Below are 17,796 nucleotides of genomic sequence, written 5' to 3' on the forward strand. Positions count from 1 at the left end.
CGAACAAGGCACAACCAGCTCTCGCTGGCGTCATCGCTGGCGAGCTTGCCCCGCTGCTGTAGCATGGCAGCGCAAGGGATTACTTCCTAGGAGGAGTTCGAGATGAAGGTTCTTCTTGTCAACGGAAGCTCGCGTAAAGACGGCAACACCGCAACAGCCCTCGCGGAGGTTGCTCGCGCGCTTGAGGCGGAGGGCCTAGAGACCGAGACGCTATGGCTCGGCACCAAGCCCGTCAACGACTGCATTGCCTGCGGCAAGTGCTCCGAGCTCGATAATCGTTGCGTGTTCGATAACGACGTCGTGAACGAGCTCATCGAGAAGGCCGAGGGATCAGATGCCTTCGTCTTTGGCACGCCCGTCTACTACGCGCACCCCTCGGGCCGCATCCTGTGTGCTCTCGACCGCGCCTTCTACGCGGGCAAGAACGCCTTCTGCCACAAACCCGGCGCCGCCATCGCAATCGCTCGCCGCGGCGGCACCACAGCGTCGTTCGACGTGCTCAACAAGTACTTCACCATCAACCAGATGCCGGTCGTGGCCTCCACGTACTGGAACAACGTCCACGGATGCACGCCGGGTGAGGCCGTCCAGGACGATGAGGGCCTGCGCACCATGCGCAACCTCGCCCACAACATGGCCTGGATCCTGCGCTGCATAGAGGCGGGCAAGGCAGCTGGCATCGAAGCTCCCGATGCCGAGCGTGGCCCCGCAACCAACTTCATCCGTTAGGCGATTTGCCCGCCAGGGGAGTCACCCGCTAGACAAATTCCCAACAGACAGACGAAAGAGGGGGTGCCCGGGCATCCCCTCTTTCGTTAGGCAGCGAGGGCCATGTCGTCAGGATTGTTAGGCCGCTAGGCCATGTCGTCAGGAACGCACGCCCTAGGCACGAGCGCCGCCGCGCATGCGAAGAACCACGCCAATCGCCGCAGGTATGAGCACCGAGACGACCAGCGTCGCGGTATCACTCAGATGAATGGCGGGGATGCCGACCAGCAGACCAACGCAATACGGGACGAGCCAAATCAGCCACACGCCAACGCTGAGCTTGTGGAAGCCCTCGCGGCTCTTCTCGTCGCCACGGAGAAGGACGAAGGTCGCCCAGACGGCGTGGAAGAGCATGAGGACGATGGCGAGCGCACCGGTAATCGCGTGGAGCGGGGAACCCGCGCCATGCGAGGAATGCGCGATGGAAGTCATAATGGTTGTGCCCGTCGTGTCGCACGCAAGACCGATCCAAAACAGGATGAGATGCTTCTTCTGCAGCGAGCCGGCGCGAGCCTCTCCAAAAACGCCGATCGTGTAGAAGACGAGGGCGAGCGTGATTGCCGTGGATGCCGCCATAACCAGTGGATTCATAAGTTCTGAATGCCTCCCATAATCGATTATTGGCCGGTGAGAGTCTTTCTCTGCCGCCCAAAAAAAGATTGTGAGACCGCCGCAAATGAACATCCACCGTGTCTTGTTCATTCCGCCGCGTCATACAGCGCCCTGCGGAGAAGGCCGAAGAGCACCGGGCACCCCTCCGCATCAGCGTGAAGCGCGGCGAGCATGTTGTCGAGCGTGAAACGGCTCACGGCCATCGCGTCGAGGCCCTCGGGCAGATCAGGCACTATGGCATGATCCGCCGTGAACACCTCGGCAAGCCCATGAAGCGCGTGGTCGAGAATCTCGCGCTCGCGCAGGTGGGCGGCGGCTTTCTCGGAAGCGGGAAGTACCACGACGCCGCGCAACCAACGCTCCCTGAAGCGCTCGACCAGTTTGGCCAGCGACGCATAGAGGTCCTCGCAGTAGTCGACGAAGCCCTTGCCGGCATCCAGCGTGCAGAACTCGTCAAAGACGGCACGCTTGAAGTAGAGCTCGATGGTTGACGTCGTCAGCTCGTCCTTTGACGAGAAGTGGTTGTAAATCGTGCCGACGCTCACGTGGCTCGCCCGGGCGAGGGAGCGAATGGAAAGCGCCGAGACACCCTGGGTATCAGCGATGCGGTACGCCTCCTCAAGAAGCTCTTCTCGAGAGATGACGTTCGAGGTCATGTGACTCCTCCGCTCCGTCAGACAGACCCGTTACCAGCTCGAACACGACCTGACAAACCAATCAACTCGGCGTGTCGACGCCTCCGCCGACTCTCCCCGCATCAGCGTCCTGCTAGCCAATCCTATCCGTTACGAGTTCCTCCGTGCGGAAGATCTTGCCCACCGCAGCCTCGTACTCGTCAACACGCTTCAGCTTTCTCACCGCGCGCTGCACGGAGATGGGGCTGACGAAGAGCTCCTTGGCGTAGGACCACCACTCCTTCATGCGGAACACCGCGTTGCCGCCAATCCGCTCCTCATACGTGTGGAAGAGCACGTCATGGAAGCGCTCGAGCTCATCGGCCGTGGCTGCGGGGCCGCCCTTGATCATGCGCGGGAGAGCGGGATTGCCCACGACTCCCCTGCCGAGCATCACGTGGCGCGTCTCCGGATAGGCGGCAACCAAGCTCTCAACGTCCGCGACGCCGAAAATGTCTCCGTTGTAGGCAACGGGAAACGGCGCCTTCGCCAGCGCCTCGCCATAGGCTTTCCTACGCGGAGTGCCATCGTAGAAGTCCGCCCGCACGCGCGGGTGGACGATGAGTTCCGCAATGGGACAGCGACAGTACGTCTCGAGAATCTCCTCGAACTCGTTGTCGTTGGCAAAGCCAATCCTCGTCTTGACGGAGACGGGAAGCGCGGACCTCGCGCAGACATCCTGGAGAAACGCCTCGAGGGCGGCGAAATCGCACAGAAAACCCGCGCCCCGGCCCTTGTTGGCCACGGTTCCCGACGGACATCCGACATTGAGGTTGACCTCGGCATAGCCCATCTCCGACAGAAGCTTCGTCGCCCAAACGAACTCATCGGCGTTCTTGGTCAGGAGCTGGGGCACCACGTCAAGAGCCTCGTCACCCTCCTGACAGAGTTCCTTGGCGTAACGGTTGGCGAACGGGAAGTTAAGCCTGGGAGGAACGAGGAAGGGCGTGTAGTAGCGGTCAAGCTCGCCAAAGCACTCAGCGTGCGCCTTGCGAAACGCGTATCCCGTCACGCCTTCCATGGGTGCCAGCGACAAAATCACGTTGGTCCTCGTCTCCATTGCAGCCTAGTCACGAACGCCCCATTATATGCGCGACAGGGTTGACAAAGGGACAGTCCCTTTGTCAACCCTCGGACGGGCGACGAACCTGCAAAAGGGACTGTCCCTTTTTCTGGTTTGGCGGCGCAGCGGACAACGGCGACGTCACGCCGCCTGCTTTCGCTACTTTGCGGCAAGGCTCGCGCGAAGAATGTCGAGGACCTCGTTGCGGTTGAGAACGTGATAGCCGCCCTCCATGAAGAACGTCGCGTCGGCGATGGCATCGAGGTTGGACTCGTTGGCGCCCAGCTCGGCGATGCTCATGACGCAGCCGATCTCGCGCATCCAGGCCTCCATGGCGGCAAGACCGGCTGAGGCGAGCTCCTCCGTCGTCTTGTCGGATGCATCGACGCCCCACACGTTGACGGCAAAGCGCGCAAACTTCTCGAGGCCATAGGGCATGATCAGGCGGTAGTACGGCAGTGCCACCGCGGCGAGCGCCATGCCATGGGTGGCATCCGTCACGGCTCCCACGGCGTGGCCGAGCATGTGGACCTCCCAGTCCTCGGTCTTGCCGCGAGCCACGAGGCTGTTGAGCGCCCAGGTCGCCGTCCACATGATGTTCGAGCGAGCCTCGTAATCCTCGGGATTTGCCACGGCCGCGCGGCTCGAAACGATGAGACTGCGCATGAGGCCCTCGGACAGGTAATCACTCGTGTTGTCATCCGTGCCGGAGAAGTACTGTTCGCAGATGTGGCTCATGATGTCGAAGATGCCGGCAACCATCTGGTAGCGCGGCAGGCTGTAGGTGAACTCCGGGTTCAATACGGCAAAGCGCGGCCAGACGCGGTCATCCGAGTAGACGTGGCCGATCTTCATGCCGCACTCGCGGTTGGTGATGACCGATCCGCAATTCATCTCGGATCCGGTGCCCACCATGGTAAGGACGGAGCCCACGGGCACGACGTCCATATCCGGCGAGGGCTCCTCGGAGCGAGCATAGTAGACGTCCCACGGGTCCTCGCCCTCGGGCAGGTTCTTGGAGACGGCGACTGCCTTCGAGTAATCGATGCACGAGCCGCCACCCACCGCGAGGATGAAATCGACGTCGTTCTCGCGAGCGATGCGCGCACCCTCGCGAAGCTTCTGGGCCGTGGGGTTGGGCATGACGCCGGCATCCTCGACGACGGTCTTGTCCGCCGCCTCGAGTGCGGCGATGACCTGGTCATATATGCCGTTCTTCTTGATGGAGCCGCCGCCGTAGACGAGCTGGACGGTCTTGCCGTACTTCTCGAGCTCAGCGGCCAGGGCGGTCATGGCATCCTTGCCAAAGATGAGCTTGGTGGGATTGTAGTAGGTGAAGTCTCCGAGCATGATTACGCTCCTTCTCTCTGGGGCAATCTGGATAACTCTCGTGGTTGATTATCCCGCTTCGCATGGCGGGTACGCGATGGCGTGGAAGGGACATAGGGGAACGGCTCGGAGGGGGACGGCACGGTGCACCGCTTCGGTCAACGCCCGACACGATGGCCCGCGATGCGGGAATAATCAGCCGTAGACTTCCCGTCCCAACCCAATGATTGGAGCACCATGAACATGGCCCACGAGCTCGAGCTCTTCATGAAGCCCACCTGCCCCTACTGCATCAAGGTCATGAACTTCATGAGCGAGAACAACATCACCATACCGCTGCGAGACATCGTGGCCGATGAAAGCGCCGCGGAGACGCTGATCGCCATCGGCGGCAAGCGCCAAGTCCCCTGTCTCTTCATTGATGGCAAGACGCTCTACGAGTCCGGCGACATCATCGAGTGGCTTCGCGACAACGCCCTTTAGCGAGCACGGCGCACCTGAAAAAGGGACTGTCCCTTTTTCAGGTTGCCCGGCGGTCAGGCCAGCGGGAGTTGACAAAGGGACAGTCCCTTTGTCAACTCTACGGGTGACGATACTGACCGTGAGCTCGTGTTTTATGGCCGCGCTGGATGGCAAACTTGGGGCAGCTGTGTAGGCAACGCAAGCAGGCGGCACATGACGGCTTCACCCATACGGGCCTGCCTCCACGCATCTTGATCGCATCCGTGGGACAACGCCTCGCGCACAGGCCACAGCCCACGCACGCCTTTGCGTCAACGGTGAACTTACTCGTGTCCTCGCAGGTTGGAAGGCCAAAGCGGTAGTAGAGCCTCGCGGCAAAGGTGGGCACCGCGCGAAGCCCGTGGCTACCCTTGACGCGACCAGCCACCATATCGGCGCACTTGTCGATCCACTCGTCCGCGCGGGCATTGACCGCGGCAACCCGAGCGCCGTCTGACAGGTCAAACATCGGCGTCCACGTGTCCGGCATCTGAACGCCAAATTGCGCCCCGACATCTACGCCCTTCTCGTGCAACAGGTCTGCCGCAAAGCGCGTGGCCTGACCCGAGGTCGTGCCAAACGTCGTGGCGGTGAAGACGTAGGCGCTTGCAGGCACGTCGAAGCTCGCGCGCGCCAGGAAGTCAACCGCGGGCGAAGGCATGCCCCAGCAATAGGTTGGGCAAATAAACCCGAGGTAACAACCATCGTCAACAGCAATGCAAGGGTGCTGTTCGTCCTTATACGACTCAATCGAGACGGCCCTGTCGCCAACGCGTGTGGCGATGGCCTCCGCGACATGGCGGCTATTCCCCGTCGCACTGAAATACAGAATCATATGCCTCCTCGCGCCATGCGATCGATTTCGCGAGGCCTTCGCGCGGCGCCACGCGATGTCTTCGCGCTGCCCCTCGCGAGGCCTTCGTGCGGCCTCCTCGCCCCGCCTCCATCAGCAAAAGTTGACAAAGGGACTGTCCCTTTGTCAACTCCGCCACCTGAAAAAGGGACTGTCCCTTTTGCAGGTTTGTTCTGCGCGGGGCGTTCGTTTTTCTGATGATGAACGGCAGGGGAAGAACATGTGATACTTCCCCTTAGCTGGGTTTTATCTCCCGAGGTTATGCCACGATGGGCATAGCTGCACGCACCTTGCAGCCACATGTGGATAACGTCAACGGCCGATACGGCGCACTCCTTACACAACCCTGTCGCACGCGTTTCGCAGACCATAAACGCCGCGCGCATCATTGTGTTCCATCAGTGCGCACTACCAGGCAATACCCGAGATTAACAGGTGGGATACATGCCTCTTGCTGGCGATAAGAACAACCTGCCGCACTTTCGTCCCGACGGCACCTTCCGCGTCATGCAATTTGCCGACATCCAGGACGTGGCACCCGTAAGCCCAGACTCACTCGCGCTGATGGCAGCCGCGCTTGACGCAGAGCGACCCGACCTCGTCGTCCTGACCGGTGACCAGGTCAAGGGCTACGCTCCCGCATTCCGCCACAAGTCTCCGCAGGAGGTCGAGTCCCTCACGCGACGCACCGTCGAGCAGATGTGCGCGCCCATGGTCTCCCGCGGCATCCCCTTCGTCGCCACCTACGGCAACCATGATCGCCAGTGTGGCCTCGACAACGCCGCGCAAGAGGCGTTCTATCGCACCCAACCCGGTTGCCTCAACGCGACCGCATGGGCCGAGCTTTGTCCCGGCACGCTCTGCCTTCCCATCCTCGCCTCAAACGAGAGCAGCGACGCCCGTCTCGCCATCTGGCTCGCGGATTCTGGCGCGGGCGACATCGGCGGCGGCTACGAGGCCTTCCCGACAGAGACGCTCGACTGGCTCACTGGCACCGCAGACCGCCTGGCCGCGGAGAAGGGCCACCCCGTACCCGGCATCCTCTTCCAGCACATACCGCTCCCCCAGGTCTACGAATGCCTCCGCCCGGCCCGCACGGACGAGAAGGGCATCCCTGGCTACAGGACCCACTACACCCCACACCAGAAGCTCGTCTGTGCCGAGAATTACCTTGAGTCCGGCACCCTGCGCGAGCCCGTCTGCTGCCCGGACGCAGACTCCGGCGAGTTCGACGCGCTCTCCGAGCAGGGCAGCTTCCTCGGCGTCTTCTTCGGCCATGACCACAAGAACACGCTGGTCACGCGCTATAGAGGCATGCGCCTTGGCTACGCCCCAACGGCTGGCTTCGGAAGCTACGGCCCCTCCGTCGAGCGCGCCGCCCGCGTTTTCACCTTCACCGAAAATGACCCAGCCTCCTTCGAGACTCGCCTGCTCGACTACCGCACGCTCGTGAGCGCCGAGGCCCCTCATCCGCTTCGCGACAAGATCTCCTCGACGACGCCCGTCACCGCCGAGGAGGCTCGCGAGGCGTTCCGCACGCCTGCATTGATTGCGTGCGTGGCCGCCACCACGGCCCTCGCGTGCCGCCTCATCCACTCAATCACCAAACGACGCTAGCCAACAGGAGACAAACATGCAGGAAGCAGTTCAGACCAAGGCGTCGCGCGCCAAGAAGAGCCGCAGCCTGACCAGCCTCGACTGGAGGCGCACCATCCTCGTGACGCTCCCCTTCATGGGCGCCCTCACCTTCTGGCAGGCATATGACGGCCTCATCCCGCTGATGCTCAAGAACACGTTTGGCCTCGGCGACACCGCGACGGGCTTCTTCATGGCGCTCGACAACATCCTCGCGCTGTTCATGCTGCCGCTGACCGGCTACCTGTCTGACAAGCTCGATACCAAGTGGGGACGCAGGACGCCCTTCATCGTGGTCGGCTCGCTCATCGCGGCCCTCCTCATCCCGATGATTGCAATCGCCAACACCTGGAAGAACCTGCCGCTATTCATGGCGGTCCTCGTACTGACGCTGCTTGCGCTCTCCACCTACCGCGCGCCCTCCGTCGCCCTCATGCCCGACGTCACGCCGCGCCCCGTCCGCAGCAAGGCCGACGCCTTCAACTCCCTTATGGCGGCAGTCGGCGGAGTGTTCATCCTCGTGGCAATCTCGGTGCTGGTTCCCGCCGTCGACAACCCGGACTATCGCCCCGTCTACTTCGTCATCTCCGGTATGGTTATCCTGACAACCATCATCTTCGTCGTCTGCTTCAACGAGCCCAAGGAGGTCGCGGCCATGCACCGCGAAAGCGCCGAGCTGGGCATTCCCGAGGAGGAGATTGATGCGTCCGACGAAGGCGGCAAGGAGCGCGAGACCAATCCGGCGATTCGCAGGTCCCTTCTCTGCGTGCTCGTCTGCGTCTTCCTCTACTTCATGTCGCAGAACGCCATCTCCAGCGGCTTCTCTCGCTACGCTGACGCGGTCTGGGGCATGCAGGGCGGCAGCTACGCCATGATCCAGACGGCGGCAACCCTTGCCGCACTGGTTGCCTATATGCCGATGGCCTCGGTCGCCTGTCACATCGGCCGTAAGCGCACGACCTACATCGGCCTCGTCTTCATGGTCCTCGGTTGCGTACTGATCTCGCTCAGCACGACCTTCTCGCCCATCGTCTACCTCTGGACGATCCTCTTTGGCATCGGCACCGCAACCGTCTCGCTGACCATCTACCCGATGATTGTCGAGCTTGCGAGCACGCAGACCACCGGCAGATACACGGGCTACTACTACACCGCGAGCATGGCCGCCCAGGTCATCACGCCGATCCTCTCTGGCGCCGTCATGCAGTTCGTGGGTTACGCGCAGCTCTACCTCTACGGCGCCACTTTCGCCGCCCTCGCAATCGTTCCGGTGCTGTTCGTGCGCCACGGCGACACGCTCACCATGGGCGACGTCCGCGAGCGCCAGGCAAACTGGGAGGCCGAGCACGCGGAGAAGGGCGAGTAGGGCGCTGCTCGGCAGCCGAAGTCCCCCCATGGGTCAAACGAATTCGGGGCGTCACCCAACGGCGGGTGGCGCCCCGTTTTCTTACCTACGCTCGCAGATAGCGTCCGGTGACGCTGTCCGGATTCGCCGCCACCTCACCAGGCGTGCCGCAAGCGACGATACGGCCGCCCTGCTCGCCCCCTCCGGGACCCATGTCTATCACATAGTCCGCATTGGCAATAAAGTCCAGGTCATGCTCAATGACGACGACCGTGGCGCCCTGCTCCACCAGGCGCTGGAACACGCCGAGAAGGACTTCGACGTCGCACGGGTGCAGGCCGATCGTGGGCTCGTCAAACACGAAGACGGCATCCTCCTGGCCACGGCCCATCTCGCTCGCGAGCTTAAGGCGCTGGCCCTCTCCGCCAGAGAGCGCGGGCGTCGCCTCGCCAAGCGTGAGATAACCCAGCCCCAGGTCATGGAGGGTCTGGAGCTTCTCGTGGGCGCGCTTGATGTCCGCAACGTGCGGCAGGGCCTCGTCCACGGAGAGCGCCAGGAGTTCTGGCAGGCTGAGGCCGGCACCATCAACGCCCTTCTCCGCCCTGCGAATACCAGCAGCGCGGTCGCCATACCTGCGGCCACGGCAATCCGGGCAGGCGATGTCCACGTCCGGCAAGAACTGCACGTCAAGAGAGATCTGGCCCGTGCCGTCGCAGGTAGGGCAGCGGAGGCTACCCGTGTTATACGAGAAGTCGCCAGCCTTGAGGCCGAGCTCGCGCGCGGCGTCCGTGCGCGCGTAGGCACGGCGCAGGTCATCGAGCACGCCGCTGTAGGTGGCCACCGTCGAGCGCACATTGACACCGATCGGTGTGGCATCGATGAGGTTCGCCCGGCGGATCCCCTCGGCATCGAGCGCCGTCACGTGGGCGGGAAGCGTCTCTCCTGCCGCGGCCGCCGCGAGCGCCGGTATGAGCGTCTCGAGCACGAGCGTCGTCTTGCCGGAGCCCGACACGCCCGTCACGGCGACGAGGCGGCCACGCGGCACGTCCACCGACAAGGGCTTCACTGTATGGAGTCCAGTTGACTCAAGGTGAATGCGCCCCAGGTCAAACATGGTGTCCACACTTGCCTGACACCTCGCCGCAACGCGCTTTCCGCCCGCGAGATATGGTCCTATGAGCGACCTCGGGTCGCGGGCCACCTCGGCCACGCTTCCCTGCGCCACCACGCGACCTCCACCGGCGCCCGCCTCGGGACCCATCTCGACGATGTGGTCCGCCGCGGCGAGGATCCTCGTGTCGTGGTCGACCATCACGACGGAGTTGCCGTCGGCGATGAGGTCGCGCATCACGCCGAGAAGACCATCGACGTTCGCAGGATGCAGGCCAATCGAGGGCTCGTCCATCACGTAGAGCACGCCCGTGGTGCGGTTGCGCACGGATCGCGCGAGCTGCACGCGCTGGCGCTCGCCGGTGGAGAGCGTCGAGCCCGCGCGGTCGAGCGAGAGGTAGCCGAGGCCGAGCTCGAGCAGACGGCGTGCCGTGCTTTTGAACGAATCGCAGATAGATGCCGCCATCGGGCGCATCTCGGCGGGAAGGCTCTCCGGAACGCCCGCCACCCACTCGTCGAGTTCCGCGAGCGTCATGCGCGTGGCCTCGGCGAGGTTGATGCCACGCACAAGGGGTCCGCGCGCCGCAGCGGACAGGCGCGTTCCCCCGCACTCCGGGCAGGGTGCCTCCACGAGGTACTTTTCGACGCGCCTGAGGCCCTTCTCGTCCTTGGCCTTGGCAAGGGAGTTCTCGACCGTGCGCACGGCGTTGTAGTAGGTGAAATCAAGCTCGGCGAAGTCGTCGGTCTTCTTGGACTTATAGAGGATGTGGCGCTTCTCGGCAGGGCCGTCGAAGACCATCTCGCGCTCCGCGGGCGTGAGCTCGCAGAACGGCACGTCCGTGCGCACGCCCATGGCACCGCAGACCTGCTTCATGAGGTCCCACATGAGGCTACCCCACACCACCACGGCACCCTCGTCGATGGTCTTGGACTCGTCCGGGACGAGCGCCGCGCGGTTGACGGTGCGCACGATGCCCGTGCCGCTGCAGGCGGGGCAGGCTCCGCCGCTGTTGAACGCGAGGTCCTCCGCACCCGGGCCGAAGAAGCTCTCGCCGCACTCGGGACAGACGATGGGCAACTCGGCCGCGACGTTGAGCGACGGCGGCACGTGGGCGCCGCAGTGCGGGCAGGCATGGCTTCCCACGCGCGAGAAGAGCAAGCGCAGGCTGTTGAGCAGCTCGCTTGACGTACCAAACGTCGAACGAACCCCAGGTACGGCAGGTCGCTGATGGAGGGCGAGCGCCGCGGGCACATAGCGCACGTCATCGACGCTCGCCTTGCCCGCCTGCGAGATGCGCCGACGTGTGTAGGTCGAGAGCGCCTCGAGGTAGCGTCGCGAGCCCTCGGCATAGAGGACGCCGAGAGCCAGCGAACTCTTACCGGAGCCCGACACGCCCGCGATGCCCACGAGCTCGCCCAGCGGGATGTCGACGTCGACGTTCTTCAGGTTATGGACGCGGGCACCCCGCACCTCGATGTGGTCGATCTGGGTCACGCTGCCCCCCTCAGACGGCTTTTCCAACGGTTGACATTGTCCCCCACTCAGGAGAGCGGGGTGCGGGAAGCTGCCTCCCCACACCCCGCATCATCAAATCCGGAAATCATGTTCGCCGCCCTGCTGGCGGCAGTGACAGCAGGCCTAGTGGCAGCCGCAGCCACAGCTCTCGCAGCAGCGTCAGCGCCTAGTGGCAGCCGCAACCGCAGCCCTCGTGGTCATCAACATGACCGTGTCCGCCGCAGCCGCAGCCTTCGTGGCCGTGCTCGTGGCCCTCGTCGTGGCCATGGCCGTGGCAATCGCAGGTGGCACCCTCGACCTGCTCGACCTCGCCGGCGAGGAACGCCTCGACGAGTGCGTCGCAGTCGCCAGAGCCACCGGCATAGATGGTGATCCCAGCCTGGTTCAACGCGTTGATGGCACCGCCGCCGATGCCGCCGCAGATGAGCGTGTCGACGCCGCCCTCCGCCAAGACACCCGCGAGGGCACCGTGCCCGGCACCGTTGGAGCTAACGACCTCCGCGGAGACGACCTTGCCCTCCTCCACGTCATAGATCTTGAACTGCTGGGTCTTGCCAAAGTGCTGGAAGACGTTGCCGTTATCGTACGTGACCGCAATCCTCATGATGCCCTCTCCCTTTGCCGGCCAAGGCTCGGCGTCGTTGCAAGAAGCTGACGCATAGGCGACGTTGCCGCCCGCGATAACGAGGCGGCGGCCATTGACCAGGGCATCCGCGGTCTTCGCACGAGCACGCTCGCAAATGGCGGCGATTGTGGCGCGGGCAACGCCCATGCGCTGCGCAGCCTCCGCCTGACTCAGCCGCTCAAGATCAACGAGGCGAAGAACCTCGAGCTCATCGACGGTCAACGTGAGGTCATCACCGCTCGCCAGGCCGTCGGGAGAGAAGCCGAGGTACTCGGGTTCGATCCCAACACTCCTGACCTTCTGATGACGTCCTGCCATATGCTCCAGCTCCATTCCTGACATATGTCAGGAAATACAGTACGCCCGTCAGTGTGGATTGCAAGCTATTTCTGGCATACGACAGAAATAGCAGGACGCGCGGTCAAAAGGGCTGCACCAGGAATCGCTCGATTGCCTACGCAAGCCCCAGCAGCATGAACACCGTATGGAACAAGAACGCCACCAGCCAGGCAACCGTCACCTGCAGGGCGAAGACCGCAGCGGCGGAGCGCCCTCCCAGCTCGGAGCGGACTGTGCCGATCGCCGCCACGCACGGCGGATAGAGCAGCGTAAAGACGAGGAACACAAAGGCGGTCGCCGGTGTGAACAGCTCGGACAGTGTCGCGACCGAAGTCGAGCCAAGTAGCACCGTCAGCGTCGAGATCACGCTCTCCTTGGCGATGAGGCCGCAGACGAGCGCCGTGGAGACACGCCAGTCGCCAAACCCAAGCGGTGCGAGCGCGGGTGCGATCAGGCCGCCCAGCTTGGCAAGCATGCTGTGCGACTGGTCCGTGACCACGTTGAAGCGAATGTCGAACGTCTGGAGGAACCAAATCACGACAGACGCTGCGAAGATGATGGTGAACGCCTTGGTGATGAAGCCCTTCGCCTTGTCCCATGCGAGCATGAACGTCGTCTTGACGCTGGGGAGACGATAGTTGGGAAGCTCCATGATAAAGGGGACGGGCTCGCCCTTGAACGCGGTGTGGTTGAGGATCACCGCAACGACCATTCCAACGATGACGCCCAGCACGTAGAGCGCGACCATCGCGGCAACCGTCGCATTGGGGAAGAACGCCGCGCAAAGCAGGCCGTAGACCGGCAGCTTTGCGGAGCAACTCATGAAGGGCGTGAGCATGACCGTCATCTTGCGGTCGTGCTCGGACGGAAGGGTGCGCGTGGACATGATTGCCGGGACGCTGCAGCCAAAGCCCACGAGCATCGGCACGAAGCTGCGCCCGGACAGGCCAAAGCGACGCAGGAACTTATCCATAACGAAGGCCACGCGTGCCATATAGCCCGAGTCCTCAAGGATCGAGAGCAGGAGGAATAGAACCACGATGATGGGCAGGAACGAGATCACGCTGCCAACACCCGTGAGCACGCCATCAACCAGCATCGAGCGGACGACCTCATTCGTGCCAAACGCCGCAAGCGCCACGTCCGTGGCCTCGATACCCGCGTCAACGAGGTTCTCGAGCAGACCCTGCAGCGCCGCGCCGACCACGCCAAACGTAAGCCAAAACACGAGCGCCATGATGGCGAGAAACGCAGGGACCGCGGTATAGCGGCCCGTGAGCACGCGATCGATTGCCACGGAGCGCTTGTGCTCGCGGCTCTCCCGCGGCTTGACCACGCAGGCGCTGCACACGCTCTCGATGAAGGTAAAGCGCATATCCGCGAGGGCGGAGAAGCGGTCCGTGCCGGACTCCTCCTCCATCTGGCGAATGACGTGTCCGATACCCTGCAGCTCGTTCTCATCGAGGCCAAGGGCCTTGATTACGAGCTCGTCCCCTTCGACGAGCTTGGTTGCCGCGAAGCGAACGGGGATCGACGCGGCGCGCGCGTGGTCCTCGATCAGTTTGGCGATGCCGTGGATGCAGCGGTGGAGCGCGCCGTGGTCAGGCGCGTCCTCGGAGCTCGAGCAGAAGTCGACGCGGCCGGGGCGCTCGCCATAGCGCGCGACGTGCATCGCATGCTCCACGAGCTCGCCGATACCCTCGTTCTTGGCGGCGGAGATGGGAACCACAGGCACGCCGAGCAGGCTCTCGAGCAGGTTCACGTCGATGGTGCCGCCGTTGGCGGTGACCTCGTCCATCATGTTGAGCGCGATGACCATGGGACGGTCGAGCTCCATGAGCTGGAGCGTCAGATAGAGGTTACGCTCGATGTTCGTGGCATCGACGATGTCGATCACGGCGTCGGGGTTGGCATCGATGATGAACTGGCGGCTCACGACCTCCTCGCCCGTGTAGGGCGAGAGCGAGTAGATGCCCGGGAGGTCCGTGACCGTCGCCTCGGGGTGATTGCGAATCTGTCCGTCCTTGCGATCGACCGTCACGCCGGGAAAGTTGCCGACGTGTTGGTTCGAGCCGGTCAGACGGTTGAAGAGCGTGGTCTTGCCGCAGTTCTGGTTGCCGGCGAGCGCGAAGGTGAGGGGCTCGCCCTCCGGCACCGCCTTGGTCGCGCTGCGGGGATGCACGCCCTCACCCAATGCCGGGTGGGCCGTGGCGCCCGTCTTGGGCGCGACGCGCGGAGCGGTGTCCGTATCATGCACGCCAACGAGCTCGATCCTCGCGGCGGTGTCACGGCGAAGCGTGAGCTCATAGCCGCGCAGGCGGATCTCCATGGGGTCGCCCATGGGGGCGTACTTCATCATCGTGACCTCGGTACCGGGCGTAAGGCCCATATCGAGGATATGCTGACGGAGCGCCGCGTCATCCGCAGACACCGACGCGATCACCGCGTCCTTGCCAATTTCAAGCTCATCGAGTTTCATCTTCCAGCCTCCTGGCACAGCATGATAGCGCGAGCAAGGCCCGCCTAACCACAGGCAGCGACGGAGCCGCCTCCCTCGCCGCCATGCCTACCAGCGGCGGAGCCACTCCCCCATCGAGCGGCCCATCTCGGCCATGAAACCACTCGTGTGCTTACGCGTGTAGATGTCGCAGACGCGCTCTCCTGCCTCCGTTGCATGCGGGCGGAACATCGCGTCCATCTCCGCGACCTGCGCGTCCATCTCCTCCGGAGTCGCCCGGTGATAGCGCTCTCTCATCACGAGGTTCTTCACCGGATGTCCAATGGCGGGGCGCTCCTTGGCGGGAGTTCCCAGGATGAGCATGCTAAGGGGAAGCGTGTGCTGCGGCAGGCCAAGGAGCTCAGAGACCTCCTCCGCGTGCTCGAGGATATCGCCAACGTAGCAGCTACCGAGACCCACGGCCTCGGCAGCGATTACGGCGTTCTGTGCGGCGCACACGGTGTCCTGCAGCGCGATTCCCAGCTCGCCAAGGCCCGGCTCGCGACGCGGCGCCTTGCCCGTACGCTCCGCGAATTCATCCGTGAAGCAGCCCACGTGTTCGAACAGGTCGATCCACTTGACGTAGTCGGCAACGAACAAGAGTGCCCACGGAGCATGCGAGATCATGGGCTGGCCGTCGCACAGCACGCAGAGGCGGTCGAGCGTCGCCTGCTCGCGGACGTCGATGATCGAGTACATCATCATGGCGCCGGCGGAGGGCGCGCGGCTCGCGGCATGCAGCACGGCAAGCCTCTGCTCATCCGTCACGGGAATGGCGCGACCCTCGGCGTCCTTGGCGAACGAGCGTGTGGACGAACGTCGCTCGATTGCAGCGAGCACGGGATTCCCCGATACAGGCGCTTCGTCGTTACCCACCGGCATGCCACCGATGTCCATCGACCCGCTCAACGTCGCAGCAGCAGCATTGTCGTCCATAGCCATCACGCATTCGCCTCCGTATATCCGCGGGCGGCATCGCGGCCGCCTTGTATCATTACGTAGAGTACTCCCATAAATACCAAAAGGAGAGGCCGTGCGCATCGTCGAAATCATCTTTAGCCCCACCGGCGGCACCGCGAAGGTCGCCCGCGCCTTCGCCGAGGGCTGGAAGGGCGAAGTCAAGACCATCGACCTCGCCGATCCCGAGAAGGACTTCTCCGCTTGCGTCATCGACGGGGATGACCAGGTTCTTATCGCCCTACCCTCCTTTGGCGGCAGGGTTCCCACCATCGCCACGGAGCGCCTGAGCCGCATCCCCGGTAACGGCGCGGCGTGCACCCTCATCTGCGTCTATGGCAACCGCGCGTTCGAGGACACCCTGGCGGAGATGGAGGATACGGCCAGGGCTTGCGGCTTCAACGTCGTCGCCGCGGTGGCGGCCATCGCCGAGCACTCGATCTTCCCCCAGTTCGCCACCGGCAGGCCCGATGCTACGGATGCCGCGCAGCTCAGGGGCTTCGCCAGGCGCATCGCCGAGGAGGCGACGGACACACCGGCCATTCCCGGCAATCGTCCGTACAAGCAGGGAGGCCGTGGCGGCCTCGTCCCCCAGCCCACAGACGCATGCGTCGACTGCGGCCTCTGCGCGAGGGAGTGCCCCGCGCAGGCGATCGACACGGAGAGCTTCGCCGCCAACCCTGAGACTTGCATCGGTTGCATGCGCTGCCTGAGGATCTGCCCCGTCAACGCCAGGGAGGTTAACGCCGCGGCCGTTGCCGCCAAGGCCGAGGCCCTCAGCCCCGTCTGCACCCCGCGAAAGGAAAACGAGTTGTTCCTGTAGGAGCGACGGCCCTCGCGGCGAGGAGAGCAGGTGCCGTGGCATCTACGCTCGCGCCGTGTGGCGCCCAGTTCTTTGGGTAGACTCAATCCCGTGACCTGACCACCTGTGCCCACGACACAGAAAGGCATCTCATATGGATCGACGTCCCTCCCATCCCGTCATCAACTACGCGTTCCTCGCCCTTGGCTCCGCGATCGCGGCCTTCGCCGTGGAGGAGTTCCTCGTCCCCAATACCATCCTGGATGGCGGCGTCATCGGCGTGGGCATGATGATCTCGCACGTGACGGGCATTCCCCTCGCCCTACTCACGATCATCCTGAACGCACCCTTCGTCATCCTGGGCGGCATCAAGCTCGGCCGCAGCTTTACGGCGCGCGCCGTCTTCTCGATGGCGACGTTCTCCGCGTGCGTCGAGCTCTTCGACGGCTGGGCGAATGCCACCGGCGAGACCCTACTCGCGGTTTGCTTTGGCGGCGTGCTTCTCGGCCTTGGCGTGGGCATCGTGATTCGCGGGGGCGGCTGCCTCGACGGCACCGAGGCCGTGGCCATCCTCGTCAGCAGGAAGACCGACCTCGCCGTGGGACAGATGGTTCTCGGCATGAACATCGTCATCTATGGCATGGCCGGCATACTCTTTGGCGTCGACCGGGCGCTCTACTCGCTGCTCACCTACTTCATCACGTCGAAGGTGCTCGACATGGTCGAGTCCGAGATGGACCAGGTCAAGGCGGCCCTCATCGTCACGGACGACGCCACGGAGATTTGCAAGCAGATCTACAGCCGCATGGGCCGCACCGTCACCATCATGGATGGCGAGGGCATGCTGAGCGGCAAGAAGAAGGTCCTCTACTGCGTCATCACGAAGTACGAGGTCCGTGAGCTACGCGAAGTGATCGACTCGGTCGACCACTCCGCGTTCGTCTCCATCTCGGACGTTTCTGAGATTATCGGCAACCACGTCAAGAGCACGGGCGCCGCCCCGGCGGGCGCGTAGGAAGTTGACAAAGGGACAGTCCCTTTGTCAACTTTTGCGCTAGTTGTTATGTGCCAATAGGTTGTTTACACCCCGATAGTGACAAATAGGGAGGCCTCCCGCATGCTGTGGGTTGTCTAGGCGCACAGCGAGGAGGGGCCTCCCATGTCCCAGCA

15 protein-coding genes are annotated in these 17,796 nt (G+C 63.6%); 6 read left to right on the plus strand and 9 right to left on the minus strand.

All coding sequences use genetic code 11. From position 1 onward, the window contains the following. The first annotated feature begins 102 nt into the window (after nucleotides 1-102). Nucleotides 103-729: a flavodoxin family protein gene (locus ABCN07_RS05375; protein WP_343005724.1), complete on the plus strand. Its 627-nt coding sequence runs from the start codon at nucleotides 103-105 to the stop codon at nucleotides 727-729. A gap of 153 nt (nucleotides 730-882) precedes the next feature. Here ABCN07_RS05375 and ABCN07_RS05380 read toward each other — a convergent pair whose 3' ends face one another. From ABCN07_RS05380 to ABCN07_RS05395, 4 genes are all read right to left on the minus strand, one after another. After that, the gene (locus tag ABCN07_RS05380; protein WP_343005725.1) at nucleotides 883-1,359 is read right to left on the minus strand and encodes an HsmA family protein; all 477 of its coding nucleotides are present in this window, start codon (nucleotides 1,357-1,359) and stop codon (nucleotides 883-885) included. Nucleotides 1,360-1,466: 107 nt separating this feature from the next. Further along, nucleotides 1,467-2,036: a helix-turn-helix domain-containing protein gene (locus ABCN07_RS05385; RefSeq protein ID WP_343005726.1), complete on the minus strand. Its 570-nt coding sequence runs from the start codon at nucleotides 2,034-2,036 to the stop codon at nucleotides 1,467-1,469. 112 nt (nucleotides 2,037-2,148) lie between these two features. Then, nucleotides 2,149-3,096, minus strand: a complete 948-nt coding sequence (locus ABCN07_RS05390) for a tRNA-dihydrouridine synthase family protein (RefSeq protein WP_343005727.1) — start codon at nucleotides 3,094-3,096, stop codon at nucleotides 2,149-2,151. Nucleotides 3,097-3,276: 180 nt separating this feature from the next. Beyond that, on the minus strand, nucleotides 3,277-4,467 hold the full coding sequence (locus tag ABCN07_RS05395) for an iron-containing alcohol dehydrogenase (RefSeq protein WP_343005728.1): 1,191 nt from the start codon (nucleotides 4,465-4,467) through the stop codon (nucleotides 3,277-3,279). Between the two features lie 216 nt (nucleotides 4,468-4,683). Between ABCN07_RS05395 and ABCN07_RS05400 the strand changes: the two genes are divergently transcribed. Next, nucleotides 4,684-4,929: a glutaredoxin gene (locus ABCN07_RS05400; protein WP_343005729.1), complete on the plus strand. Its 246-nt coding sequence runs from the start codon at nucleotides 4,684-4,686 to the stop codon at nucleotides 4,927-4,929. 97 nt (nucleotides 4,930-5,026) lie between these two features. Here ABCN07_RS05400 and ABCN07_RS05405 read toward each other — a convergent pair whose 3' ends face one another. Beyond that, on the minus strand, nucleotides 5,027-5,782 hold the full coding sequence (locus tag ABCN07_RS05405; RefSeq protein WP_343005730.1) for an EFR1 family ferrodoxin: 756 nt from the start codon (nucleotides 5,780-5,782) through the stop codon (nucleotides 5,027-5,029). Nucleotides 5,783-6,244: 462 nt separating this feature from the next. On the opposite strand from ABCN07_RS05405, the gene ABCN07_RS05410 reads away from it, so the two are divergent. Together ABCN07_RS05410 and ABCN07_RS05415 are read left to right on the plus strand one after the other, a co-directional pair. Beyond that, nucleotides 6,245-7,417 (plus strand): metallophosphoesterase family protein, encoded by a 1,173-nt coding sequence (locus tag ABCN07_RS05410; RefSeq protein WP_343005731.1) that lies wholly within the window; start codon nucleotides 6,245-6,247, stop codon nucleotides 7,415-7,417. Between the two features lie 16 nt (nucleotides 7,418-7,433). Beyond that, nucleotides 7,434-8,801 (plus strand): MFS transporter, encoded by a 1,368-nt coding sequence (locus ABCN07_RS05415; RefSeq protein WP_343005732.1) that lies wholly within the window; start codon nucleotides 7,434-7,436, stop codon nucleotides 8,799-8,801. An 85-nt stretch (nucleotides 8,802-8,886) separates the two neighbouring features. Here ABCN07_RS05415 and ABCN07_RS05420 read toward each other — a convergent pair whose 3' ends face one another. The 4 genes from ABCN07_RS05420 to ABCN07_RS05435 form a co-directional block, all read right to left on the minus strand. Continuing rightward, complete coding sequence (locus ABCN07_RS05420) at nucleotides 8,887-11,385, minus strand: excinuclease ABC subunit UvrA (RefSeq protein ID WP_343005733.1); 2,499 nt, start codon at nucleotides 11,383-11,385, stop codon at nucleotides 8,887-8,889. A gap of 187 nt (nucleotides 11,386-11,572) precedes the next feature. Beyond that, the gene (locus tag ABCN07_RS05425) at nucleotides 11,573-12,349 is read right to left on the minus strand and encodes a DUF134 domain-containing protein (RefSeq protein ID WP_343005734.1); all 777 of its coding nucleotides are present in this window, start codon (nucleotides 12,347-12,349) and stop codon (nucleotides 11,573-11,575) included. A gap of 136 nt (nucleotides 12,350-12,485) precedes the next feature. Further along, a complete protein-coding gene (gene feoB, locus ABCN07_RS05430) occupies nucleotides 12,486-14,849 on the minus strand; it encodes a ferrous iron transport protein B (RefSeq protein WP_343005735.1) in 2,364 nt (787 codons plus the stop codon). A gap of 87 nt (nucleotides 14,850-14,936) precedes the next feature. Continuing rightward, on the minus strand, nucleotides 14,937-15,809 hold the full coding sequence (locus ABCN07_RS05435) for a nitroreductase family protein (protein WP_343005736.1): 873 nt from the start codon (nucleotides 15,807-15,809) through the stop codon (nucleotides 14,937-14,939). Nucleotides 15,810-15,900: 91 nt separating this feature from the next. On the opposite strand from ABCN07_RS05435, the gene ABCN07_RS05440 reads away from it, so the two are divergent. Both ABCN07_RS05440 and ABCN07_RS05445 read left to right on the plus strand, forming a co-directional pair. Beyond that, nucleotides 15,901-16,647: a 4Fe-4S binding protein gene (locus tag ABCN07_RS05440; RefSeq protein ID WP_343005737.1), complete on the plus strand. Its 747-nt coding sequence runs from the start codon at nucleotides 15,901-15,903 to the stop codon at nucleotides 16,645-16,647. 133 nt (nucleotides 16,648-16,780) lie between these two features. Continuing rightward, on the plus strand, nucleotides 16,781-17,641 hold the full coding sequence (locus tag ABCN07_RS05445) for a YitT family protein (RefSeq protein WP_343005738.1): 861 nt from the start codon (nucleotides 16,781-16,783) through the stop codon (nucleotides 17,639-17,641). Nucleotides 17,642-17,796 lie beyond the last annotated feature (155 nt).

The sequence above is a fragment of the Collinsella sp. 1033st1_E11_1033SCRN_220408 genome (assembly GCF_039062465.1).
In the GTDB taxonomy this organism is placed as follows: Bacteria; Actinomycetota; Coriobacteriia; order Coriobacteriales; family Atopobiaceae; genus Parolsenella.

Bases quoted from the DNA above. Each gene is read 5' to 3' on its own strand.
- ABCN07_RS05375 (WP_343005724.1), top strand. From the start codon at position 103: ATGAAGGTTCTTCTTGTCAACGGAAGCTCGCGTAAAGACGGCAACACC.
- ABCN07_RS05380 (WP_343005725.1), bottom strand. From the start codon at position 1,359: ATGAATCCACTGGTTATGGCGGCATCCACGGCAATCACGCTCGCCCTC.
- ABCN07_RS05385 (WP_343005726.1), bottom strand. From the start codon at position 2,036: ATGACCTCGAACGTCATCTCTCGAGAAGAGCTTCTTGAGGAGGCGTAC.
- ABCN07_RS05395 (WP_343005728.1), bottom strand. From the start codon at position 4,467: ATGCTCGGAGACTTCACCTACTACAATCCCACCAAGCTCATCTTTGGC.
- ABCN07_RS05400 (WP_343005729.1), top strand. From the start codon at position 4,684: ATGAACATGGCCCACGAGCTCGAGCTCTTCATGAAGCCCACCTGCCCC.
- ABCN07_RS05405 (WP_343005730.1), bottom strand. From the start codon at position 5,782: ATGATTCTGTATTTCAGTGCGACGGGGAATAGCCGCCATGTCGCGGAG.
- ABCN07_RS05410 (WP_343005731.1), top strand. From the start codon at position 6,245: ATGCCTCTTGCTGGCGATAAGAACAACCTGCCGCACTTTCGTCCCGAC.
- ABCN07_RS05415 (WP_343005732.1), top strand. From the start codon at position 7,434: ATGCAGGAAGCAGTTCAGACCAAGGCGTCGCGCGCCAAGAAGAGCCGC.
- ABCN07_RS05425 (WP_343005734.1), bottom strand. From the start codon at position 12,349: ATGGCAGGACGTCATCAGAAGGTCAGGAGTGTTGGGATCGAACCCGAG.
- feoB (WP_343005735.1), bottom strand. From the start codon at position 14,849: ATGAAACTCGATGAGCTTGAAATTGGCAAGGACGCGGTGATCGCGTCG.
- ABCN07_RS05435 (WP_343005736.1), bottom strand. From the start codon at position 15,809: ATGGCTATGGACGACAATGCTGCTGCTGCGACGTTGAGCGGGTCGATG.
- ABCN07_RS05445 (WP_343005738.1), top strand. From the start codon at position 16,781: ATGGATCGACGTCCCTCCCATCCCGTCATCAACTACGCGTTCCTCGCC.